Raw genomic sequence first — 22,964 nt, forward strand, 5'->3', positions numbered from 1 at the left:
GCGAGCTGTATGGGATGTCCCCGACCGCTTACGACACTACCTCTCCGTGAGCTTCGGAGTGACATCGGCCATCCTGTGACACGCCCCGAAGCCCCGCGCTCCAAGACGAGTACGGGACCTCGGGGACTTTGTGCCCGGTCACTCACGGTGAGCCCGGTCGGGGCCTCTGATCAGTGGTTCAGCGAGCGGAGTGCCTTACCGACGAGTACGGCGCGGTCGGCCGCGGCCGGCACGTGTTCCAGACCGAAGCCCAGGAGCACGGTGTCACGCGTAGTGACGGAGGCGTAGGACTTGAACAGCTCGCCCGACCGGGACCAATCGCCCGGAACATCGGGGCTTCCGGCAGGTGCGCCCTGGGCGGTCCAGACGCCGAACGAGGACTCGAAGCCCTCGATCGCCTGGTCGGCGCCGCCGATCGATACGCGGGCCTCGTCCGCGAAGACTCCGCGGCCGCCCGAGCCCGGGTCGGTGATGTAGGCGAGGGAGACCTCGACGGTCTTGCCCGCGTAGGCGCTCAGGTCGAAGGAGACCTGCTTCCAGCCGCCGGAGGAGGCGGTGAAGGAGTTCCACATGCCGCTGGTGCCCTGCGGGGTGCAGCCGCCGGCGTCGAGGGTGAGGTAGCGGCGCAGGAACGGGTGGCCGTTGATGAAGAACCCGGCCCCGCACTCCTCCGGAACGGTGGTGGTGGTCAGGCCGCTTGCCTCGGGCAGCGTGGTCCAGTCGTCGCCGCCCGCGGTACGGGACTCCAGGACCGCGTGGTCGTAGCCCTCCTCGGTGTTCCAGTTCAGCGCCATCTTGAGCTTCGGCTGGTCGGCCGCGGTGACCCCGGTGAGGTCGATGGTGCGGGTGAGGCGCTTCCAGTCGTCGTCCGCGTGCGTGGCCGAGGCCATCGAGGCGCCGGCGTAGGGGGCGTACGGGTTCACGACTCCGGCGTACTGGCCCGACTGCGCGCTCTTGAACTGCGGGAACTGCGCCGCGGGCAGGGTGTCGGAGGTGACCGTGTAGGAGCCCGGGCGGTCGAGCGGGTTGCCCGTGGCGTCGCCGAGGGCGCCGTTGGCCCCGGTCAGGGAGCCGGCTCCGGTGAAGCCGGTGGGGCCGGTGACCCCGGCGCGGCCGTAGGCGCCGAGGTAGTACTGGCTGAAGTCGTTGGTCACGGCGCGGCCGACCTGGGCGTTGCCGCCCGCCAGCTCGCCGGCCTCGATCAGCTTGCCGCCCTCGTTGAGGAAGTCGCGCACTGCCAGCTGGGTGTCGCCGCCCGGGGACTTGGCCCCGGTGTAGTGGACGGCCGTACGGAAGTGGGAGAGGGCTCCGAGGTGGTGCGGGGCGCCCTGGACGGCCACGTCCCAGACCGCCGCGCTCTTGCCGTTGGCGCGCAGGGCGTCGACGTAGGTCTGCGCGTGCTGCGCCGGGGCGCCCTCCTCGGCGATCACCAGCACGTCGGCGCGGGGCCGCTGGGCCACCGTGTAGGTGAAGTGCTCGCTGGAGACCTGCTTGCCGCCGTCGCGGCCGGTGAACCAGACCTCGACCTTGTCGCCGGGCTTGGTGCCCTCGACCTCGGCCCGGTACTCGTCGAACCAGTGGTTGTCCTTGCCGCCGTAGACCTCACCGCCCTTCCAGGCTTCGAGGTCCTCGTCGTGGGTGCGGCCCCCGTTGATCCGGTAGTTGAGCTCCTTGTCCTTCAGCGCCTTGCGGGCCGTGACGGCGACCTTCTGGTCCTCGCCGCGGGCCGCGTAGGAGGTGGTGAAGGGGTCGAGGGTGAAGTCCGCGGCGGTCAGGCCCAGGGAGGACTTCGGCTGGTCCGGACGCGCGGCGCTCTCGGCCACGGAGAGCGCGAAGTTGATGTTCTTGGCGAACTCGGCCTGGATGAGCTTCTCGTCGTCCGGGAAGTTGAAGCCGGAGGCGCAGTCCTCGGGCTTCCACTGGTCGTCCGGGTCGATCGCGGAGGCCGTCTGGCAGGTGGTCATCTCCGGCGTGAACATCATCATGCCGTTGGCGTTGGCGGCATGGCCGTCGGCCTCGCCGTTGGTGGTGTAGAGCTCGGAGGAGACCTGCGGGTAGTAGCCGGGGACCGCGGGGTTCTCCGGGGTGCCGGCGAGCGCCTTGTAGGCGACGTCGTCGGGGGTGGGGGTGGCCACCTGCCAGCCCACGCCGTACAGGATCAGTTCGGCCGCGGAGTGGTAGTTGATGCCGTATTCGAAGCCGATGCGCTTCTGGAACGTGTCGAGGGCGACGGTCTCGGGCTCCGAGGAGGCCGTGGCACCGCGGTAGGTCTCGCTCGATGGGTTGGGCGAGGAGCCCTCGTTGTCGTAGCCCCACTTGTAGGTGAAGTTGCGGTTGAGGTCGACGCCGTCGCCCGTGGTGATCTTGCCGTCGGCGTTGTTGTCGCGCAGGTTCTTGCGCCACAGCCGCTGCCCGTCGGGGGCGAAGGTGTAGTCGTAGCCGTCGGGGTTGGCGGAGAGCAGGAACCACAGCTCGGTGGAGTCCACCAGCTTGGTGATCCGCGGGTCCTTGCCGTAGTTGTCGAGGGTGTGGTGCATCAGCCGCCGGGTCATCTCGGGGGTGATCCACTCACGGGCGTGCTGGTTCGACATCAACAGCGTGGAGGGCTTGGCGCCGTCCCTGGACTTCTTGGCGTTCTTGGTGACCTTCAGGGCGAGGATGTCCTTGCCCTGCACGGTCTTGCCGATGGAGACGACCTTGGTGAGGCCGGGGTTCTCCTGGGCCGTGCGCAGGATCTCCTCCTGGAGCCCGCCCTTGCCGCTGTACGGGCGGAACACCCCGTCGCCGGCCGCCAGAGTGCGCGCCGCGGCCTTGGCCGCGACCTTGCGCTCGGCGAGCTTGATCCCCTGCGCCGCGAGTTCCTTGGCCTGATCGCCGGTGAGGAAGAGCTCGACCTTGGCGGTCCCGGTCTCCGGGGCGCGTTCGGAGAGCTCGTGCGCGTCCTGGCCGGCCGCCAGGACCAGCGGGACCTGCTCCTTGGTGATGTCGGCCTCGTAGACCCGTACCTCGTCGGCGGCGGACGTGTCCGCCGGACCGGGATGGGCCTGGGCCGCTGCGGGTAGTGCGGCGAGTGTGGTGCCAAAGACGAATGCGCTTGCGGCGAGGATCGATCTCGCGCGGTGCCTCATGTGCCCCCCTGGGCGTCGTCTGCCACGAAAGCTCCCGTCTGCCACGAAAGCTTCGGACGACAGGCTCACGATCAGCCCATGCTCATGTCAATGGGGCCTACCGAAAGAGGCCCGCACGATCACTCGTGCGGGCCTCTTTCCCGTAATCCTCAGCCGGCCAAAACCTCAGCCGGCCATGTTGTCGGCCAGCTCCTCGCTGTCGCTGAGGTCGAGGTTCGACTCGGTGCCCGGGATCCCGAGGTCCTGGGCCCGCTTGTCGGCCATCGCCAGCAGGCGGCGGATCCGGCCCGCGACCGCGTCCTTGGTCAGCGGCGGGTCGGCGAGCGCGCCCAGCTCCTCCAGGGAGGCCTGCTTGTGCTCCATGCGCAGCCGGCCGGCCGCGGCGAGGTGCTCGGGGACCTCCTCGGCGAGGATCTCCAGGGCCCGCTGGACCCGGGCTCCGGCGGCCACCGCGGCCCGCGCCGAGCGGCGCAGGTTGGCGTCGTCGAAGTTGGCGAGGCGGTTCGCGGTGGCGCGAACCTCGCGCCGCATCCGCCGCTCCTCCCAGGCCAGCACCGAGTCGTGGGCGCCGAGCCGGGTCAACAGGGCGCCGATGGCGTCCCCGTCCCGTACGACGACCCGGTCCACGCCGCGGACCTCACGGGCCTTCGCGGCGATGGAGAGCCGGCGGGCGGCGCCGACCAGGGCCAGGGCGGCCTCCGGACCGGGGCAGGTGACCTCCAGGGACGAGGAGCGTCCCGGCTCGGTCAGCGAGCCGTGGGCCAGGAAGGCCCCGCGCCAGGCCGCCTCGGCGTCACAGGTGGCCCCGGAGACCACCTGCGGGGGCAGACCCCGGATCGGACGGCCGCGGCCGTCCACGAGGCCGGTCTGACGGGCGAGCTGGTCGCCGCCGGCGACCACCCGGACCACGTACCGGTTGCCCCGGCGCAGACCGCCCGGGGCCATGATCACCAGATCCGAGGAGTGTCCGAAGATCTCCAGGATGTCCTTGCGCAGGCGGCGGGCCGCGATCCCCGCGTCCAGTTCCGCCTCGATGACGATCCGGCCGCTCACCAGGTGCAACCCGCCCGCGAACCGAAGGATCGCCGAGACCTCCGCCTTCCTGCAGCAGGTGCGGGTGACAGGCAGGCGGGCGATCTCATCCTTCACCGCGGGCGTCATCGCCATGGGCCGATCCTTCCATGCATCCGAAAAATACGGTCGTACGCGGCGGCGAGCAGCTCCGGATCATGCTTCGGAGAGCCGTCCTGCCTGGCAACCGGCGCCAGCTCGACCGCGGCGCCGAACCGTTTTGCGGCATCGGCGAGGGACTCGCGATCGGGCACGGCAGCCTGATCGGCCAGCACCACGTCCAGGGCGAGTTTAGGGGCGTGTCGGGCCAAAACCTCCAAATGACGCTGCGGAGAGAAGCCCTCTGTTTCGCCGGGTTGTGGTGCGAGGTTCAGCGAGAGCACCTTTCGCGCCTTCGTCTCGACCAGCGCATCGAGCAGTTCGGGCACCAGCAGGTGCGGAATCACGGACGAGAACCAGGACCCCGGACCGAGCACGACCCAGTCCGCGTCGAGCACCGCGGCGACCGCTTCCGGCACCGCCGGCGGGTCGCTCGGCACCACCTGCACGGAGAGCACCTCGCCGGGGGTCAGCGCCACGGTGGCCTGGCCCCGTACGGTGTCCACGTCCTCGGGGCGGGCCGGATCGTGGCCCTTGACGAGGGCCTGGAGCTCCAGCGGGACCGCCGACATCGGCAGCACCCGGCCCTGGGCGCCGAGCAACTTGCCGACGAGGTCCAGGGCCTGGACCGGGTCGCCGAGCTGTTCCCACAGGGCGACGATCAGCAGATTGCCGACCGCGTGCTCGTGCAGGTCGCCCTGGGACTGGAAGCGGTGCTGGATGACCCGCGACCAGGTCTGGCCCCAGTCGTCGTCACCGCACAGCGCGGCCAGCGCCTTGCGCAGGTCGCCGGGCGGCAGGACGCCGAGCTCCTCGCGCAGCCTGCCGCTGGAGCCGCCGTCGTCGGCGACGGTGACGACGGCGGTCAGCTCGCCGGTGATCCGGCGCAGGGCGGTCAGCGAGGCCGAGAGGCCCATGCCGCCGCCGAGCGCCACGACCTTGGGCGAGACCACCTCGGGGGCCTCGCCCCGGCGCAGGCCCGTGCGGCCCGCGCCGTCCTCGCCCTTGCCGGTGGTGAGCCGGCGCAGGCGGCGGAGCCGCATGGTACGTCCGGTCACTCGCGCCCCATGTCCCTGTGGACGACGACGGTCTCGACTCCTTCGGAGGCGAGGCGGGCGGCGAGCTTCTCCGACATGGCGACGCTGCGGTGCTTTCCGCCGGTACAGCCGACCGCGATGGTCACGTACCGCTTGCCCTCGCGGCGGTAGCCGGTGGCGATGAGCTGGAGCAGCTCGGTGTAGCGGTCGAGGAACTCCTTGGCGCCGGGCTGGCTGAAGACGTAGCCCGACACCTCCTCGTTCAGGCCGGTGAAGGGGCGCAGCTCCGGGACCCAGTGCGGGTTGGGGATGAAGCGGCAGTCGACGACGAGGTCGGCGTCGACGGGGAGCCCGTACTTGTAGCCGAAGGACATGACGGTGGCCCGCAGCTCGGGCTCCTCGTCGCCGGCGAACTGGGCGTCCATCTTGGCGCGCAGCTCGTGCACGTTCAGGCTGGAGGTGTCGATGACCAGGTCGGCGTCGCCGCGCAGCTCGCGCAGCAGGTCGCGCTCGGCGGCGATGCCGTCGACGATGCGGCCGTCGCCCTGGAGCGGGTGCGGGCGGCGGACCGACTCGAAGCGGCGGACGAGGGCGTCGTCCGAGGACTCCAGGAAGACGATCCGCCGGGTGACCCCGCGGGTCTCCAGGTCGGCGAGGGATTCGCGCAGCGCGTCGAAGAACTGGCGGCCGCGGACGTCGACGACGACGGCGATGCGCGCCACGTTGCCCTGCGAGCGGGCGCCGAGTTCCACCATGGTGGTGATCAGCGCGGGCGGGAGGTTGTCGACGACGAACCAGCCGAGGTCCTCGAGGCACTTGGCCGCCGTACTGCGCCCGGCCCCGGACATACCGGAGATGATCACCAGCTCGGGGATGGCCGCCTCGGCGGTATCTCCGGGCTCCACTGTCGTGCCCGTACTCACCTGTGCTCCGTCTCGGTCGTACTCGGATGCGATGCCACTTCCGGGATCCTGCTCGGATCCTCGGTCGTGCCGGGTTTCGCGCTCGGTCATTGCTCGGTCCCCCGATCGGATGCTGCTCCCGCGGACGCGGGGGTCTCATCCTCAATGATCTCCCCGGTCGCCGTATTGACGGCGGGACCGGCGGGAACCGCCTGTGCGAGGGCCACGGCCACGGTCTCGGCCGTCTTGCGGCCTATGCCCGGGACCTCGCAGATCTGGTCGATTGTCGCCTGTCTCAGCTTTTTCACCGAACCGAAGTGCTTGATCAGGGCCAGCCTGCGGCTCTCGCCGAGCCCGGGGACCTCGTCGAGGGGGCCGGCCTTCAGGCGTTTGCCGCGCTTGTTGCGCTGGTACTGGATGGCGAACCGGTGGGCTTCGTCACGGACCCGCTGGAGCAGGTACAGGCCCTCGCTGCTGCGGGGCAGCACCACCGGGTCGTCCTCCCCGGGCAGCCAGACCTCCTCCAGGCGCTTGGCGAGGCCGCACACGGCGACGTCGTCGATCCCCAGCTCCTCCAGGGCCCGCTTGGCGGCGGCCACCTGGGGCTGCCCGCCGTCGACCACGACGAGCTGCGGCGGGTAGGCGAAGCGCCTGGGGCGTCCGTCGTCCTCGGGCGCGTCCTGTTCGACTTCCCCGCCCGCGGCGGCCCCGGCGGACTCGGGCGACCACTCCCCCGTCTTCAGCTTCTCCTGGAGGTAGCGGCGGAAGCGCCGGGAGACGACCTCGTGCATGGAGCGGACGTCGTCCTGCCCCTCGAAGGACTTGATCTGGAAGCGCCGGTACTCGCCCTTGCGCGCCAGCCCGTCCTCGAAGACGACCATCGAGGCCACGACGTCGTCGCCCTGCAGGTGGGAGATGTCGAAGCACTCGATGCGCAGCGGCGCGCCGTCCAGCTCCAGCGCCTCGGCGATCTCCTCCAGGGCCCGCGAGCGGGTGGTGAGGTCGGCGGCGCGCTTGGTCTTGTGCAGGGCGAGGGACTGCTGGGCGTTGCGGTGGACGGTCTCCATCAGCGCCTTCTTGTCCCCGCGCTGCGGGATGCGCAGGCTCACCTGCGACCCGCGCCGCTCGGCGAGCCACTGGCTCAGGGCCGGGGTGTCCTCGGGGAGGGCCGGGACCAGCACCTCCTTGGGGACGGCCTCGCCCTTCTCCTCGCCGTACAGCTGCTGGAGCGCGTGCTCGACCAGCCCGGCGGTGTCGACGGCCTCGACCTTGTCGGTGACCCAGCCGCGCTGGCCCCGGACCCGGCCGCCGCGGACGTGGAAGATCTGCACGGCCGCTTCGAGCTCGTCCTCGGCGACCGCGAAGAGGTCGGCGTCGGTGGCGTCGGCGAGCACGACGGCGTTCTTCTCCATCGCGCGGCGCAGGGCCCCTATGTCGTCGCGCAGCCGGGCGGCCTTCTCGTACTCCATCTCCTCCGCGGCCTCGTGCATCTGCTGTTCGAGGCGGGTGAGGTAGGTGCCGGTGCGGCCGGCCATGAAGTCGCAGAAGTCCTCGGCGAGTTCGCGGTGCTCCTCGGGGGTGACCCGGCCGACGCAGGGCGCCGAGCACTTGCCGATGTAGCCGAGCAGGCAGGGGCGGCCGATCTGGGCGGACCGCTTGAACACCCCGGCGGAGCAGGTGCGGACGGGGAAGACCCGGAGCATCAGGTCGACGGTCTCGCGGATGGCCCAGGCGTGCCCGTACGGGCCGAAGTAGCGCACGCCCTTCTTCTTGGGTCCGCGCATGACCTGGACCCGCGGATACTCCTCGTTCATGGTGACGGCGAGGGAGGGGTAGCTCTTGTCGTCCCGGTACTTGACGTTGAACCGGGGGTCGAACTCCTTGATCCAGGAGTATTCGAGCTGGAGCGCCTCGACCTCGGTGGAGACCACGGTCCACTCGACGGAGGCGGCCGTGGTCACCATGGTGGCGGTACGGGGGTGCAGCCCGGCGAGGTCCTGGAAGTAGCTGGCCAGCCGTTGGCGCAGGCTCTTGGCCTTCCCGACGTAGATCACCCGGCGGTGCTCGTCGCGGAACTTGTAGACCCCCGGGGAGTCCGGGATCTGTCCCGGCTCGGGGCGGTAGCTGGAAGGGTCGGCCATGCCAACCACCCTACTGTCGCCCGCCGACAAGCGGGCTCAGCGCCGCAGGGCCCGGCCGCCCGGCAGGCGGCCGGGCGGCCGGGCCCTCGGGTGGCTACGCCCGCACCACCCGCCGGCGGCGGGCGCGCCGGGCGGCCACCGCGCCGGCCGCGCCCAGCGCCAGAGCCACGGCTCCGGCGGCCATCGGGAGTCCGGCGGAGGCGGACCCGGTCGTGGCCGTGGCCGTGGCCGTGGTTTCCGTGGGGGCGAAGCCACCGGCCTTCCCGGACTTGCCGTAGGCGGAGCCCGGCAGCTTGTCCCCGTAGGCCTTCACGACCCGCGTCCGGTAGGCGGCCAGGCTCGTGCCCTGCGCGCCCACGGCCGTCGTCGCGTCCTCGTCCAGGGGCAGCACCCGCTCGCCGCCGGCCACGTACCAGGCGTCGATCTGCGGTTCGCGGAACACGGTCCCGCCGGGGAGTTTCGCCGCGCCGAGCCGTGCGTAGCGGAACTCGTCGTCGCCGGTGGCGATGTTCACCACCTGCCAGCCCGCTTCGGTCCGCGCGGTCCACAGGGCGGCCTGCTGTCCGTCCGAGGAGACGGCCTTGCTGGCGAGGAACTCCAGGCGGGCCACGCTCGCGCCCGCCTTCCCGGCGACGAACTCCGGCGAGAGGTGGTGCACGGGAACCGTCTCGCCCTCGATGCGGGGCTGCGCGGCGGCGAGGGAGACCTTGCCCTCGCGGGCGAAGAAGCGGGACAGGGTGGCGAGGGTGTCGGGGGCCGCCGCCCTTCGTCCCGCGGCGGCCAGGTTTTCGGCGGTGGCGTTCTGGGGCTGGGGAACGGGGGCAGCGGATGCCTGGGTGGGGGCCAGGGCCAGTACGGCGGTCGCGGCGACGGCCGCGGCGGCGAGGCGGCCATTCATGAGGCGGGGAGCCATGAGGTCACGCCCCGATCCGGTAGAGCGAGTGGGTCCAGGAGAAGGTGCTGTTGTCCACGTACCAGGCGTGGGAGGCCCAGTTGTAGCGGTCGCTGGAGGGCCACGGGTCTCCCCAGTACACCCAGCTGTTCGCGGTGTCGTAGCCGTAGATCACGTGCATGTGGCCACCGCCGTTGGACCACTGGATGCGGGTCTCGACCGGGCGGTTGGCGTTGATCTCGGTCTGCACGGTGGAGTACTGGAGCCAGCCGTTCACGTAGGAGCCGGAGTTGATGCCGGCCCAGCGCAGGGCGGTCTGCACATTGCCGAGGGTGGCCTGGTTGTTGGGGCAGTCGTAGCCCTGCTGGCGGTTGAAGGCCGCGTTGCAGAACTGGTTCTGGGTGTAGCTGCGGCCGAACCAGGTGGCGATGGTGTTGCCGCCGGCGGCCCAGCACCAGTTGGTCTTCTGCTGGGCCTGCATGGTGATGTTCAGCCGCTTGGACGCCAGGGCCGCGCTCTCGGCGGGTGCGGCGGCCATGGCGGAGGCGGCGGTCGTGGTGCCCGTACCGGCGGCGGCATCGGCGGCGGTGGCGGCAGCGGTGGGCAGGGCGAGGAGCAGGGCGGTGATGACGGCGGCGAGGGTGAGCCGCCGGCTTCTGTGGCGCATCGCGTTCCTCCCAATGGGGGGAGTGGGGGTGGAGGAGCGCGTCCGGACGCTGTGGAGGAGCATCAGGGTGTTGTCGGGAACAGGTCAACACGCTTCAATACGGCGTGACATCGCGGTGTGAACGGTGGGGCCAGAGTGTGAACGTCCGCCGTCACCCCACCTGGGCCCGCCGGGACCCCGGGCGTCACCCGCCGGACCGCCCGCACCCCGTCGCGTGAACGTTCACAGGAGGAGCCGCCATGCGGTCGAGCGTGAACGGCACCTCCTCGGAGAGCGCCCGGGACCTGCCGCACCTGCTGCGCGACGGCCCCTTCCACCTCGCGCTCCGCGCCGCCCTCACCTCCCGCGGCCTGCCCCTGCACCGGGTGCAGCACCGGCTCGCCGCCCGCGGCATCAAGCTCGGGGTGACCAGCCTCAGCTACTGGCAGCAGGGCGCCCGGCGCCCGGGCCGCCCCGAGTCCCTGAAGGCCGTACGGGCCCTGGAGCAGATCCTGGAACTGCCCGAGGGCTCCCTGCTGCGGCTGCTGGCCGCGCCGGATCCCGCCCCGGCCGCCGCGGCCCGGCCGCCCTCGCGTTCGTACCGGGCACTGTTCAGCGTGGGCGCGGCCGTGGAGGAGCTGCTGGCCGGCATGGGACTGCCCGCCGACGGCGGCCTGCACACGGTCGGCCAGCACGAGCGGGTGCGGATCGGGCCCGCCGGGGAGCTGCTCGGCCGCGAATCACAGCACGTCGTACGGGCCCACCGCGACGGGGTCGACCGGTACATCGCGGTCCACCACGGCGACCCCGGCTGCGATCCGGAGCGGATCCGGGTCCGGGCCGACGAGAACTGCCGGACCGGGCGGATCCGCCGCCACCCCGAAGCGGAGCTGGTCGTCGCCGAGCTGCTCTTCGACGCCCGGCTGCGCGCCGGGGACACCTACGTCTTCGGCTACGGCTTCGAGGACGGCACCGCGGGCCGCAGCAGCGAGTACGTGCGCGGCTTCAGCTACACCGGCGGCCAGTACGTGCTCCAGGTCCGCTTCGACGAGGCCGCGCTGCCGGTGCGCTGGCGCCGCTTCACGCGCAGCGGGCCGGGCGCGCCGCGCGGGCGGCTCGCGGACCTGAACCCGAGCGGGCCGCACCGGGCCGTGCACCTGGTGGAGCAGGGGGTGCGGCGCGGGATCCTGGGGATCGGGTGGGACTGGGAATGAGGGGGCGGCGGCCGGTGGCCGCGGTGGCGGTCAGCCCGCGACGAGCTTGCCGCCCTCGACCTTCACCGGGACCTCCGGCAGCGGGGCGGTGGCCGGGCCGCGCAGCACCTTGCCGGTGGTCACGTCGAACCGGCTGCCGTGGCAGGGGCAGTTGCCCTCGCCCTCGACGATCTTGTCCAGGACGCAGCCCTGGTGGGTGCACTGGGCACTGAAGGCCTTGTACTGGCCCGCCTCCGCGCAGCTGACCACGAGCTTCTTCTCCCGGAACAGCTTCGCGCCGCCGACCGGCACCTCGGCCGCCGCACCCAGCTCGACGGGCTCGGCGGGGACCGCCGGAGAGCCGTAGCCGCTGTTGGTCTCGGTGGAGCAGGCCGTGAGCGCAGCACCGCCGCCGACGGCTCCGACGATCGCGGCGGCGCCCTTGAGGACGGTACGACGGGCGGCGGACTGCGAGGCGGACATGCGGTTCTCCCGGAAGTGAGGATGGGTTGAGGCTGCGGCGGGCCGGGATCGGCCTGGCCGGGCCCGGGCGGGCCCACCCGACGATACCCGCGCCCGATGGGATACCTTCCCCCGCGTGATCGTCGTCGGTGGAGAAGCCCTGATCGACCTGGTGCCCGTGGCGCAGCCGCCGGGGGCCCTGCTGCCGCGGCCGGGCGGCGGACCGTACAACACCGCGCTCGCGCTGGGCCGGCTCGGCGTGCGGACCGCCTTCTGTTCCCGGATCTCGACGGACGGCTTCGGCGCCTCACTGCTCGACGGGCTGCGCGCGGCCGGGGTGGACCTCTCCCTGGTCCAGCGCGGCCCGGAGCCGACCACGCTGGCGGTGCCCTCGCTGGCCCCGGACGGCTCGGCGGCGTACGGCTTCTACGTCGAGGGCACGGCCGACCGGCTGTTCCGGCTGCCGCCGGCGCTCCCCGAGGGGGTACGGGCCCTCGCGCTCGGCACCTGCTCGCTGGTGCTGGAGCCGGGGGCCAGTGCCTACGAGACCCTGCTGCGCCGGGAGTCCGGGCGCGGGCTGCTGACCCTGCTCGACCCCAACATCCGTCCGGCGCTGATCGCCGACCCGGCGGCCTACCGGGCCCGCTTCCTGTCCTGGCTGCCGCACGTCGGCGTGCTCAAGCTGTCGGAGGAGGACGCGGCGTGGCTGGGCGGCCGCGCCGGTGACTGGCTGGCGGCGGGACCGTCGGCGGTGGTGCTCACCCGGGGCGCCGGCGGCCTGACGGTGTGGACGCGGGAGGGAGCGGAGCACTCGGTGCCCGCACGCCGGGTCGCGGTGGTGGACACCATCGGCGCGGGCGACACCGTGAACGCGGCCCTGCTGCACCGGCTCGCGGGCGGCGCGGGCGGCCCGGGCCCGGTGGACTGGCCCGAGGTGCTCTCGTACGCCGCCGCGGCGGCCGCGCTGACCTGTACCCGGGCGGGCGCGGAGCCTCCGTACGCCCGCGAGCTCAGCGGAGCGCGGCCCACACCGTAGCGGCCACCGCCGGGGCGAACTCCTCGACCGGCGCGATCGTGTCGGGCCCGGAGAAGTGCAGGAAGAAGGCCCGCTGGAAGCAGGCGCCGAGCAGCAGCGCGGCGGCGGCGGCCGGGTCGGCGTCGGGGCGCAGCCTGCCGCGTTCGAGCTCGCGGAACAGATGGCCGGTGAGGGCCTCCAGCACCACGTGCGGACCCGCGCCGATGCTCCGCACGCCCTCGCGGTGGCGGGTGAGCAGGACGGGGTCGGCGAAGAGCGAGGCGGACATGGGCATGGCTTCGGCGTAGAAGAGCGAGGCGTACCGGGCGATCTCCGTCAGCCGCTCCTCGACCGGCTGGTCCCCCGGGTCGCCGGTCAGCGCCGCCATCATCGCGCCGGCGTTGGGGCGGCGCTCCATCAGCACGCGGACGAACAGCTCTTCCTTGTTCGCGAAGTACTTGTAGAGCGCGGCCTCCGAGCAGCCCGCCTCCCGGGCGATGGCCTTCGTGGTGGCGTTGGCCAGTCCGGTGGTGCGCATCAGGGTCTCGGCGGCATCGAGCAGGCGTTCCGGGGTGGACCGGCTTGACTTTGGGGTGAGCATTCACTCACCATAACGGAAGCGAGGGTGAGTGAGCACTCACCCACCCTGTTTCGGTCATGCGCCACACGTCATGCGCCATACGTCATGCGTCACATGAATACGGGAGCACAGCCACATGAAACTCACGGTGTTCGGAGCCACGGGCGGGGTCGGCCACGAGGTGGTCCGCCAGGCACTCGCAGCAGGTCACCAGGTGACGGCGGTCGTCCGCGACCCGGCGCGGCTGGACGTGGCGGCGCAGAGACGGCTGCGGGTGGCGGTGGTGCGGGACCTGTCCGACGAGGACGCGCTCATGTCGGTGCTGGAGGGGCAGGAGGCGGTGGTCTCCGCGCTTGGCGCGGCGAGCAACAAGCAGGCCAGGCTGACCCCGATCGCGGGCCCGGCCCTGCGGTCGATCGTCTCCGCGATGGACCGGGCCGGCGTGAGCCGCCTGTCGGCGGTCAGTGCGGCGCCGGTGGCCCCGGACGGGCCGGAGGACGGCGCGCTCGTCCGGGTGCTGGTCTACCCGATCCTGCGCAGGGCCCTGCGGGACCTGTACGCGGACCTTGCGGTCATGGAGGAGGCGATCGCCGCCAGCCGTACGCAGTGGACGGTGATCCGGCCGCCGAGGCTGCTGAACCGGCCGTTCACGGGGACGTACCGGCGGGCGGTCGACGCCAACGTTCCGGGCGGCAAGGTGATCGGCCGGGCGGACGTCGCCGACGCGCTCCTGACCACCCTGTCCGACCCCTCGACCTCGGGCCACGCCATCGGCGTCGCCGCGTAGCCCCCGGCCGGGCGTGCCGCTGCGCGGGGCGTGTCCCCTTACCCGCCCTTCCGCCCTCCCCCGGACCCCGCGCCTCACACGCCGACGGGGCTGGATCCCGGCCGACATCGGCGTGGATCCAGCCCCGCCGGCGGGAGGGCTACGCCTTGCGGGTCCGCGTGGCCTTCTTCGCGGCGGCCGGGGCGGCCGCCTTCTTGGCCGGGGCCGCCGCCTTCTTCCGCGCGGCTGCCTTCTTCACCGGCCGGGCCGGCTCGGACGCCGCGTCGGAGATGCGGTCCGCGCCCAGGATGTCCCGCAGGAACTTGCCCGTGTGGCTCGCGCCCACCGAGGCGACCTGCTCCGGCGTGCCCTCGGCGACGACCAGGCCGCCTCCGTACCCGCCCTCGGGGCCCATGTCCACGACCCAGTCCGCGGTCTTGACGACGTCGAGGTTGTGCTCGATGACGATGACCGTGTTGCCCTTGTCGACGAGCCCCGACAGCACCGTGATCAGCTTCGAGATGTCCTCGAAGTGCAGACCCGTCGTCGGCTCGTCCAGGACGTACACCGTCCGCCCCGTCGACCGCTTCTGGAGCTCCGAGGCCAGCTTCACGCGCTGCGCCTCGCCGCCCGACAGCGTCGGCGCCGACTGGCCGAGGCGGACGTACCCGAGCCCCACCTCGTTCAGCGTCTTCAGGTGCCGCGAGATCGTGGGGACGGCCTCGAAGAAGCTCGCGGCCTCCTCGATCGGCATGTTCAGGACCTCGGCGATGGACTTGCCCTTGTAGTGGACCTCCAGCGTCTCCCGGTTGTACCGGTCGCCGTGGCAGACCTCGCACGGGACGTACACGTCCGGCAGGAAGTTCATCTCGATCTTGATCGTGCCGTCGCCGGAGCAGTTCTCGCACCGGCCGCCCTTCACGTTGAAGGAGAAGCGGCCCGGCAGATAGCCGCGCACCTTCGCCTCCATCGTCTCCGCGAAGAGCTTGCGGACGTGGTCGAAGACACCGGTGTAGGTGGCCGGGTTGGACCGGGGGGTCCGGCCGATCGGCGACTGGTCCACGTGCACGACCTTGTCGACGAGGTCGTCGCCGTCCACCCGGGTGTGCCGCCCCGGCACCGAACGCGCGCCGTTGAGCTCGCGGGCGAGGTGCGTGTACAGGATGTCGTTGACCAGCGTCGACTTGCCGGAGCCCGATACGCCCGTCACCGCGGTGAGCACGCCCAGCGGGAAGGACACATCGATGTCCCGCAGGTTGTTCTCCTTGGCGCCGTGGACCGTGAGCTTGCGCGACGGGTCCACGGGACGGCGTACGTCCGGGAGCGGGATGGACCGCTTGCCGGACAGGTACTGGCCGGTGATCGACTCGGGGTTCTTCAGCAGGTCCTTCAGCGAGCCGCTGTGCACAACCTTGCCGCCGTGCTCGCCGGCGCCCGGGCCGATGTCCACGACCCAGTCGGCCACCTTGATGGTGTCCTCGTCGTGCTCGACGACGATGAGCGTGTTGCCCATGTCCCGCAGCCGGACGAGGGTCTCGATCAGACGGTGGTTGTCCCGCTGGTGCAGGCCGATGGAGGGCTCGTCCAGCACGTACAGCACGCCCACCAGGCCGGAGCCGATCTGCGTGGCGAGGCGGATGCGCTGGGCCTCGCCGCCCGAGAGGGTGCCGGCGGCGCGGTTGAGGGAGAGGTAGTCCAGGCCGACGTCGACGAGGAAGCGCAGCCGCTCGTTGACCTCCTTGAGGACCCGCTCGGCGATCTTCTTGTCGCGGGCGTCGAGCTTGAGGCGCCCGAGGAAGTCCGCGCACTCGCTGATCGACATCGCGGCGACATCCGCGATCGAGCGGTCCATCACCGTCACCGCGAGCACGATCGGCTTGAGCCGGGTGCCCTGGCAGGTGGGACAGGGCACCTCGCGCATGTAGCCCTCGAAGCGCTCGCGGCTGGCGTCGCTCTCGGACTCCGAGTGGCGCCGCTTCACGAACGGCACCGCGCCCTCGAAGGCCGTGGTGTAGGCCCGCTCGCGCCCGTACCGGTTGCGGTAGCGGACCTCGATCTGCGTCTTGTGGCCGTACAGCAGGGCCTTCTTCGCCCGCAGCGGCAGCCCGGCCCACGCGATGTCGGTGCGGAAGCCGAGCTCCCCGGCGAGCGCGCCGACCAGCCGCTGGAAGTAGTCCTTGGTGTGGCCGAGCGACCACGGCGAGACCGCGCCCTCGTCCAGGGACTTGTCCTCGTCCGGGACGATCAGCTCCGGGTCCACCTCCATGCGCGTACCGATGCCGGTGCACTCGGGGCAGGCGCCGAAGGGCGAGTTGAAGGAGAAGGAGCGCGGCTCCAGCTCCTCGAAGGAGAGGTCGTCGTACGGGCAGTAGAGGTGCTCGGAGTACATCCGCTCACGCTCGGGGTCGTCCTCGGCGAGGTCGACGAAGTCCAGGATCACCATGCCGCCCGACAGCCCGAGGGCGGTCTCCACGGAGTCCGTCAGCCGGCGCTTGGCGCTGTCCTTGACGGTGAGGCGGTCGATGACCACCTCGATGGTGTGCTTCTCCTGCTTCTTCAGCGTGGGCGGTTCGGAGAGCTGGATCGTCTCCCCGTCCACCCGGGCCCGGCTGTAGCCCTTGGTCTGGAGGTCGGCGAAGAGGTCGACGAACTCGCCCTTGCGCTCGCGAACCAGCGGCGAGAGCACCTGGAAGCGGCTGCCCTCGGGCAGCGCGAGCACCTTGTCGACGATCGCCTGCGGCGACTGCCGCGAGATCGGCCGACGGCACTCGGGGCAGTGGGGCTTGCCGATGCGCGCGAAGAGCAGGCGGAGGTAGTCGTAGACCTCGGTGATGGTGCCGACGGTGGAGCGGGGGTTTCGCGAGGTGGACTTCTGGTCGATGGAGACGGCCGGGGAGAGGCCCTCGATGAAGTCGACGTCGGGCTTGTCCATCTGCCCGAGGAACTGGCGGGCGTACGAGGAGAGCGACTCGACGTAGCGGCGCTGGCCCTCGGCGAAGATCGTGTCGAAGGCCAGGGAGGACTTGCCCGACCCGGAGAGTCCGGTGAAGACGATGAGCGAGTCGCGCGGCAGGTCAAGAGAGACGTTCTTGAGGTTGTGCTCGCGAGCGCCACGAACGATGAGACGGTCGGTCACGCCGGTCCGCACCTTTCTTGAGAGAGCGGGGGCACTGGCCCCCGTCCCAGGGTATTGGGGGGCGCCTCTGCGGTGGAGTGGGAGAGTGGACTCCGAGCGTATAGCACGTGCATTCGATTTTCGGCACTCCGCAGCCCTCTTCACCCGATCGTGTGGCGAGGGCCCCTCAACCACTAGGCTCAGCCGCATGATTGATCATGCGCACGACCTGCGCTCCGTACGTGAGGCCACCGATCGGCTGCTGACCGCGACCGCGAAGCTGGACAACGCGTCCCTGGCCGACGAGTCACGTCTCCCCGGCTGGAGCCGCGGGCACGTCCTGGCCCACCTCGCCCGGAACGCGGACGCCCTGGTCGAGGTCTTCGAGGGCCGCCCGATGTACGAGAGCGCCACCTCCCGGGACTCCGACATCGAGCGCGATGCGGGGCGTCCTCTGCTGGAACAGCTGGAGGACGTCCGGAATTCCGCGGACCGCTGGCAGGCCGTCGCCGAACGCCCGCAGGACTGGACCCGCACCGTGGAACTGCGCAACGGGGTCACCGACACGGCCGCCCGCATCCCCTTCCGGCGCCTGATCGAGGTCGAGCTGCACCACGTCGACCTGAACATCGGGTACGAGCTCTCCGACCTCCCCGAGGAGTTCACCGGCCGGGAGATCGAGTTCCTGGCGGACCGCTGGTCGGGACGCCCGGAGGTGCCGCCCACCACCCTGTCCGCCACCGACGGGCGCCACTGGCGGACCGGCTCGGCGGGCGCCCCGGTCGTCACCGTGACCGGGACCGCCGCCGCACTGCTGGGCTGGCTGGCCGGCCGCGGCGACAAGGGGGCCTCACTGACCACCGAGGGCGAACCACTGCCCGCCCTCCCTCCGCTCTAAGACTTGATCCGTTATTCCCGTGGGGATGGCGGATTGCAGCCGGGGCGGTTCCTGGGCCGTCCGGCGTGGTCGCCCGGGGGCGGCTCATCCGGGGTCGCTCAGGGCGCTGGTCCGGCATTCGGGGAGCAGAGGCACAACGCAGACGCTGTACTGCCGCGTGATCCGTACCGGCAAGCCGGGGACGGACACGATGCGGTTGACTCCCACAGGGCGTCTTCTCGCCCTACCCCTTGCGGGACTTGGCGAGCGTACCGGAAATACGGAAGGCCTAGGATCGAATCATGACGTACAGCGGAGCGGTCAAGGTCGGCGGTCCGGCCGACGTGCACGAACTCTCGGACCTGATGATTTCCAAAGTCGCGGTGGGCGGCATGAACAACAACGCCTACCTGCTGCGCTGCCGGGCCACCGACGAGCAGCTGCTCATCGACGCGGCCGCGGAGCCGCAGACCCTGCTGAGCCTGATCGGCGACGGCGGCATCGCCTCCGTGGTCACCACCCACCAGCACGGCGACCACTGGGGCGCGCTGGCGGACGTGGTCCAGGCGACCGGCGCGCGGACGTACGCGGGCCGCTACGACGCGGAGGGCATCCCGGTCCCGACCGACGTGCCCGTCGAGGACGGCGACACGATCACGGTCGGCCGGGTCACGCTGACCGCCCGCCACCTGGTCGGCCACACCCCCGGCTCGATCGCGCTGGTCTACGACGACCCGCACGGCCACCCGCACGTGTTCACCGGCGACTGCCTCTTCCCCGGCGGCGTCGGCAACACCTGGGGCGACCCGAAGGCCTTCGCCCAGCTCGTCGACGACGTGGAGCACAAGCTCTTCGACCAGCTGCCGGACGAGACCTGGGTCTACCCCGGCCACGGCAACGACACCACGCTCGGCGCCGAGCGCCCCCACCTGGCCGAATGGCGCGAGCGCGGCTGGTAGCGGGCGGCGAAGGGGGCGCCGGCCCGTCAACCTCACGCCGGACCGCACTCCCTTCCGGTCGTTGATGGCCGAACGCACGTCCTGAGGGGGCGGGGCGGGGTAATTGCTGCACCATGCAACAGGACCCCTCCCCCGCTCCCCTCCCCCAGGCCAAGGCCGTTCCGGCCGACGCCGCCCCGGCCCCTTCCCCCTCCTCCCCCTCGATGCTCCGGCTCGCCGCGGCCTCCCTCGTCGGCACCGCCATCGAGTTCTACGACTTCTTCGTCTACGGCACCGCCGCCGCCCTGGTGCTCGGCCCGCTCTTCTTCCCCTCCTTCTCCCCGCTCGCCGGGACCCTCGCCGCCTTCGGCACCTTCGGCGTCGGCTTCCTCGCCCGGCCCCTCGGCTCCGCCGTCTTCGGCCACATCGGCGACCGGTACGGCCGCCGCCCGGTGCTGCTGGCCTCGCTGCTGCTCACCGGCCTGGCCACGGTGGCGGTGGGCTGCGTGCCCTCGTACGCCTCCATCGGGATGGCCGCGCCGGTCCTGCTGGTCCTGCTGCGCTTCCTCCAGGGCCTCGGCCTCGGCGGTGAGTGGGGCGGCGCGGTGCTGCTGACCTCGGAGCACGCGCCCGAGGGGCGGCGCGGACTGTGGTCGAGCTTCCCGCAGATGGGCCCGGCGGTGGGGTTCCTGCTGGCCAACGGCCTGATGCTGACCCTGTCGAGCACGCTGTCCGACGGGCAGTTCGCCGCGTGGGGCTGGCGGGTGCCGTTCTGGGTGGCGGGGCTGCTGACCCTGACCGGGCTGTGGCTGCGCCGCTCGGTGGAGGAGACCCCGCAGTTCCGTGCGCTGGCCGAGACCGGCCACCGGGCCGACGCTCCCCTGGCCGAGGTCCTACGGGGCCACTGGCGCCTGCTCCTGCTGACCGGCGGGGCCCTGGCCGTGGGCTACGCCGTCTTCTACGCGGTCACCACCTGGTCCCTCGCGTACGCCACCGAGCACCTCGGTGTGCACCGCTCCGTCATGCTGGCCTGCATCATGGTGGCCGTCGCCCTCAAGGGGGTGGCCACCCCGGTGATCGCGGTGCTCGGCGACCGCTACGGCCGGCGCCCGCTGTGCCTGGCCGGCTGCGCGGCGTCCGCGCTGTGGATGTTCCCGTTCGTGGCGCTGCTGCGCACCGCGGACCCGCTGCTGATGACGGTGGGCCTGTTCGGCGCCCTGCTCGGCATGGTGACGATGTTCGCGGTGGTGGGTGCCTACCTGCCCGAGCTGTACGCCCCGCGGATCCGCTGCACGGGCGCGGCCGTGGGCTACAACCTCGGCGGGGTGCTGGGCGGTGCGCTGACCCCGATCGTGGCGACGGCGCTGGCTGACGGCTCCGGCCCGCCGTGGGCCGTCGCCGTGTATCTGACGGCGATCTCCCTGGTCTCGCTGGCCTGCTTCGCGCTGCTGCCGGAGACCAACCCGGTGGTCGTACGGCAGCGGACGGGCGCGGACGCGGAGTCCGAGAAGGGGGCGGCCGAAGCGGCCGCCCCCGTCTAGACCCGAAAGAGACGGCCTAGCCGCGCAACCGCTCAGCCTCTCTTGTCCACGGTCGGCTTGTGTCCCGGGTACACGTGGCTGGGGGTCACGATGCTGGTGACGGCCTCCCCGAAGAGGGTGCTGGGCTCCTGGCCCTTGTACAGGTCGTCGGTGTTCAGCACGATGACCATCGTGGCCTGCTCCTGCGGCAGGTAGACGGTCAGCGTCTCGTACCCGGGCAGCGAGCCGTTGTGGCCGATCCAGCCCTGGACGTTGAAGATGCCGAGCCCGTAGCCCGCGCCGGGGATGATGCCGATCGGCTGGGTCTTCAGCCGCTCGGCCTGGGTCGCGGGGGTCAGCAGGGTGCCGGTGGCGAGCGTCTTCGCCCAGCTGCGCAGGTCCTCCAGGTCGGAGACCATCGCTCCGGCGGCCCAGGCCCAGGACGGGTCGAAGTCGGTCGCGTCCACGATCTCCCCGCCGGGCAGGTCGTTGGTGTAGCCGTGCGCGTGCGGCTCGGGGAACTCCTTGCCGACGGGGAAGAGCGTGCGGCTGCTCAGCCCGGCGGGCTTCACCACGTTCTGCCCGATGACCTCATGGATCGGCCGGCCGGTGATCTTCTCCACCAGCAGGCCGAGCAGGATCAGGTTGGTGTTGGAGTACTCGAACTGCGCGCCCGGCTCGAAGTTCACCGGGTGCTTGAAGGAGATGTCGAGCAGCTGCTGCGGCGTGAAGGTGGACGTGCCGGAGAGCTCCTTGTCGAACCCCGGGTCCTCGCTGTAGTTGAAGAGCCCGCTGCGCATGCCCGCGAGTTCGCGCAGGGTGATGCGGTCCCCGTTCGGGACGCCGCTGATGTACTTGCCGATCGGGTCGTCCAGGGCGAGCTTGCCCTGGTCGACCAACTGGAGGAGGGCGGTGACCGTGAACGTCTTGGTCTCGCTGCCGATCCGGACCCCGAGACCGGGCTTCATGGGCGCGCCGGTCGCCTTGTCGGCCACGCCGAAGGACTTCACGTAGCTGCCCTTGCCGGGAGCCCACAGGCCCACGGTCACGCCCGGCACCTTCGCCAGGTCCATCACCTCACGCACGGCCGCGTCCAGTCGGGCCGCGACGGCCGGCGTGAGCTGGGGGAATTCGCCGTCCGGGGACGGAGCGGCGGACACGGACCGCGCCGGGGCAGTGGCCCCGTAGGCGGTACCCACGACGACCGGGACCAGGAGTGCGCCTGCGGCCGAGACGGCCACACAGGCCCTGCGCATGCGTATTCGGGTCGCCCTCATTGCAGGGCCTCCTGTCGTACGACGGCCAAGGCAACATCCTCAGCCTAGGCCCGGGTCACCCCGGTCGCGCGGCGACCGGGGTGACACAGGATCAGGCGTCGATGCGCTCCGGGCCGGCGGCGGCCTCGGCCTCGGCCTGCTTCTTCGAGGCGATCAGGCTGGTGATCGTGGTGATCACCAGGACACCGCAGATGACGCCCAGGGAGACCGGGATGGAGATCTGCGGGACGTGCAGGCCCGACTCGTGCAGGGCGTGCAGCACGAGCTTGATGCCGATGAAGCCGAGGATGACGGAGAGGCCGTAGCTGAGGTGGACCAGCTTCTTGAGCAGGCCGCCGATGAGGAAGTACAGCTGGCGCAGACCCATCAGCGCGAAGGCGTTCGCGGTGAAGACGATGTACGGGTCCTGGGTGAGGCCGAAGATCGCGGGGATCGAGTCCAGGGCGAACAGCACGTCGGTGGTGCCGATGGCGAGCATGACGACCATCAGCGGGGTCAGGACGCGCTTGCCGTTGTTCTGGATGAAGAGCTTGGTGCCGTGGTAGCGGTCGGCGACGCCGAACTTCTTCTCGATGGACTTGAGGAGACGGTTCTCCTCGAACTCCTCGTCGTCCTCGTCCTTGCGGGCTTCCTGGATCAGCTTCCACGCGGTGTAGATGAGGAACGCGCCGAAGATGTAGAAGACCCACGAGAAGTTGGTGATGATCGCGGCGCCGGCGGCGATGAAGATGGCGCGCAGGACCAGGGCGATCAGTACGCCGATCAGCAGGACGCGCTGCTGGAGCTGTGAGGGGACCGCGAACTTCGCCATGATCAGGACGAAGACGAAGAGGTTGTCCACGCTCAGGGACTTCTCGGTGATGAAGCCGGCGAAGAACTCCTGCGAGGCCTGGCCGTTTCCGAACACCAGCAGGCCGAGGCCGAAGAGCACCGCGAGGACGATCCAGACGACCGTCCAGATGCCCGCTTCCTTCATGGAGACGTCGTGCGGCTTGCGGCCGATGAAGAAATCGGCGCCGATGAGGATGCCCAGACCAAGAATGGTCAGCACCCAGAGGGTCAACGAAACGTCCACTATTAACACGCCTCCGGCAGATGGCTCAGAACTTTGTCAGCGTCATCGCTGCCGGAGGTCTCTTCCACCCGGACGGCCAGGAGGCCACGGGCCGGCGCCCCGGGACCGATTGCAGTCCGTATTGACGGGCACGCCGTAGCAGGAAAGCAGGAATACTCCCCTCCGCACTCATCAGGGTACCCGTCGTAGGCGCTTTAGGTAAAGGGGACCCCAAGAGCTGGTCAGCGGCC

The 22,964-nt window shown here is 71.3% G+C and carries 18 protein-coding genes; 6 read left to right on the forward strand and 12 right to left on the reverse strand.

The window, feature by feature from the left end; genetic code table 11:
• Positions 1 to 170 precede the first annotated feature (170 nt).
• From AC3IYI_RS09270 to AC3IYI_RS09300, 7 genes are all read right to left on the reverse strand, one after another.
• Complete coding sequence (locus tag AC3IYI_RS09270) at positions 171 to 3,128, reverse strand: M14 family metallopeptidase (RefSeq protein WP_489409716.1); 2,958 nt, start codon at positions 3,126 to 3,128, stop codon at positions 171 to 173.
• A gap of 165 nt (positions 3,129 to 3,293) precedes the next feature.
• Complete coding sequence (whiA, locus tag AC3IYI_RS09275; protein ID WP_112449750.1) at positions 3,294 to 4,295, reverse strand: DNA-binding protein WhiA; 1,002 nt, start codon at positions 4,293 to 4,295, stop codon at positions 3,294 to 3,296.
• On the reverse strand, positions 4,286 to 5,356 hold the full coding sequence (locus tag AC3IYI_RS09280; protein WP_489409717.1) for a gluconeogenesis factor YvcK family protein: 1,071 nt from the start codon (positions 5,354 to 5,356) through the stop codon (positions 4,286 to 4,288). The genes whiA and AC3IYI_RS09280 overlap by 10 nt, the downstream gene beginning before the upstream one ends.
• Positions 5,353 to 6,348, reverse strand: a complete 996-nt coding sequence (gene rapZ / locus AC3IYI_RS09285) for an RNase adapter RapZ (protein WP_489409718.1) — start codon at positions 6,346 to 6,348, stop codon at positions 5,353 to 5,355. The genes AC3IYI_RS09280 and rapZ overlap by 4 nt, the downstream gene beginning before the upstream one ends.
• Positions 6,345 to 8,378 carry an excinuclease ABC subunit UvrC gene (gene uvrC / locus AC3IYI_RS09290; RefSeq protein ID WP_489409719.1) on the reverse strand — a complete coding sequence of 678 codons (2,034 nt, stop codon included), beginning with the start codon at positions 8,376 to 8,378 and terminating at the stop codon, positions 6,345 to 6,347. Before uvrC ends, rapZ begins: the two co-directional genes overlap by 4 nt.
• Before the next feature lie 94 nt (positions 8,379 to 8,472).
• On the reverse strand, positions 8,473 to 9,291 hold the full coding sequence (locus AC3IYI_RS09295) for a hypothetical protein (protein ID WP_489409720.1): 819 nt from the start codon (positions 9,289 to 9,291) through the stop codon (positions 8,473 to 8,475).
• A gap of 4 nt (positions 9,292 to 9,295) precedes the next feature.
• Complete coding sequence (locus tag AC3IYI_RS09300; protein ID WP_489409721.1) at positions 9,296 to 9,937, reverse strand: papain-like cysteine protease family protein; 642 nt, start codon at positions 9,935 to 9,937, stop codon at positions 9,296 to 9,298.
• 239 nt (positions 9,938 to 10,176) lie between these two features.
• Between AC3IYI_RS09300 and AC3IYI_RS09305 the strand changes: the two genes are divergently transcribed.
• On the forward strand, positions 10,177 to 11,130 hold the full coding sequence (locus AC3IYI_RS09305) for a hypothetical protein (RefSeq protein WP_489409722.1): 954 nt from the start codon (positions 10,177 to 10,179) through the stop codon (positions 11,128 to 11,130).
• A 30-nt stretch (positions 11,131 to 11,160) separates the two neighbouring features.
• Here the strand turns inward: AC3IYI_RS09305 and AC3IYI_RS09310 are convergent, their stop codons facing one another.
• On the reverse strand, positions 11,161 to 11,592 hold the full coding sequence (locus AC3IYI_RS09310; RefSeq protein ID WP_489409723.1) for a Rieske (2Fe-2S) protein: 432 nt from the start codon (positions 11,590 to 11,592) through the stop codon (positions 11,161 to 11,163).
• A gap of 115 nt (positions 11,593 to 11,707) precedes the next feature.
• Between AC3IYI_RS09310 and AC3IYI_RS09315 the strand changes: the two genes are divergently transcribed.
• Positions 11,708 to 12,607 carry a carbohydrate kinase family protein gene (locus AC3IYI_RS09315; RefSeq protein WP_489409724.1) on the forward strand — a complete coding sequence of 300 codons (900 nt, stop codon included), beginning with the start codon at positions 11,708 to 11,710 and terminating at the stop codon, positions 12,605 to 12,607.
• Here AC3IYI_RS09315 and AC3IYI_RS09320 read toward each other — a convergent pair.
• Positions 12,582 to 13,187, reverse strand: a complete 606-nt coding sequence (locus tag AC3IYI_RS09320; protein ID WP_489409725.1) for a TetR/AcrR family transcriptional regulator — start codon at positions 13,185 to 13,187, stop codon at positions 12,582 to 12,584. The genes AC3IYI_RS09315 and AC3IYI_RS09320 overlap by 26 nt on opposite strands.
• 115 nt (positions 13,188 to 13,302) lie before the next feature.
• Between AC3IYI_RS09320 and AC3IYI_RS09325 the strand changes: the two genes are divergently transcribed.
• Complete coding sequence (locus tag AC3IYI_RS09325; protein ID WP_489409726.1) at positions 13,303 to 13,953, forward strand: NAD(P)-dependent oxidoreductase; 651 nt, start codon at positions 13,303 to 13,305, stop codon at positions 13,951 to 13,953.
• A gap of 139 nt (positions 13,954 to 14,092) precedes the next feature.
• Here the strand turns inward: AC3IYI_RS09325 and uvrA are convergent, their stop codons facing one another.
• Positions 14,093 to 17,068: an excinuclease ABC subunit UvrA gene (gene uvrA / locus AC3IYI_RS09330; RefSeq protein ID WP_489409727.1), complete on the reverse strand. Its 2,976-nt coding sequence runs from the start codon at positions 17,066 to 17,068 to the stop codon at positions 14,093 to 14,095.
• A gap of 187 nt (positions 17,069 to 17,255) precedes the next feature.
• On the opposite strand from uvrA, the gene AC3IYI_RS09335 reads away from it, so the two are divergent.
• The 3 genes from AC3IYI_RS09335 (at position 17,256) to AC3IYI_RS09345 (ending at position 20,403) form a co-directional block, all read left to right on the forward strand.
• Positions 17,256 to 17,945 (forward strand): maleylpyruvate isomerase family mycothiol-dependent enzyme, encoded by a 690-nt coding sequence (locus AC3IYI_RS09335; protein ID WP_489409728.1) that lies wholly within the window; start codon positions 17,256 to 17,258, stop codon positions 17,943 to 17,945.
• Between the two features lie 281 nt (positions 17,946 to 18,226).
• Positions 18,227 to 18,883: an MBL fold metallo-hydrolase gene (locus tag AC3IYI_RS09340; protein ID WP_489409729.1), complete on the forward strand. Its 657-nt coding sequence runs from the start codon at positions 18,227 to 18,229 to the stop codon at positions 18,881 to 18,883.
• Between the two features lie 203 nt (positions 18,884 to 19,086).
• A complete protein-coding gene (locus AC3IYI_RS09345; protein WP_489411483.1) occupies positions 19,087 to 20,403 on the forward strand; it encodes an MFS transporter in 1,317 nt (438 codons plus the stop codon).
• A 32-nt stretch (positions 20,404 to 20,435) separates the two neighbouring features.
• Here the strand turns inward: AC3IYI_RS09345 and AC3IYI_RS09350 are convergent, their stop codons facing one another.
• Positions 20,436 to 21,659, reverse strand: coding sequence for a serine hydrolase domain-containing protein (locus tag AC3IYI_RS09350; protein WP_489409730.1), 1,224 nt, complete (start codon positions 21,657 to 21,659; stop codon positions 20,436 to 20,438).
• 91 nt (positions 21,660 to 21,750) lie between these two features.
• On the reverse strand, positions 21,751 to 22,734 hold the full coding sequence (locus tag AC3IYI_RS09355) for a TerC family protein (RefSeq protein WP_489409731.1): 984 nt from the start codon (positions 22,732 to 22,734) through the stop codon (positions 21,751 to 21,753).
• Positions 22,735 to 22,964: the final 230 nt, after the last annotated feature.

Source organism: Streptomyces sp. GL_148 (assembly GCF_057834205.1).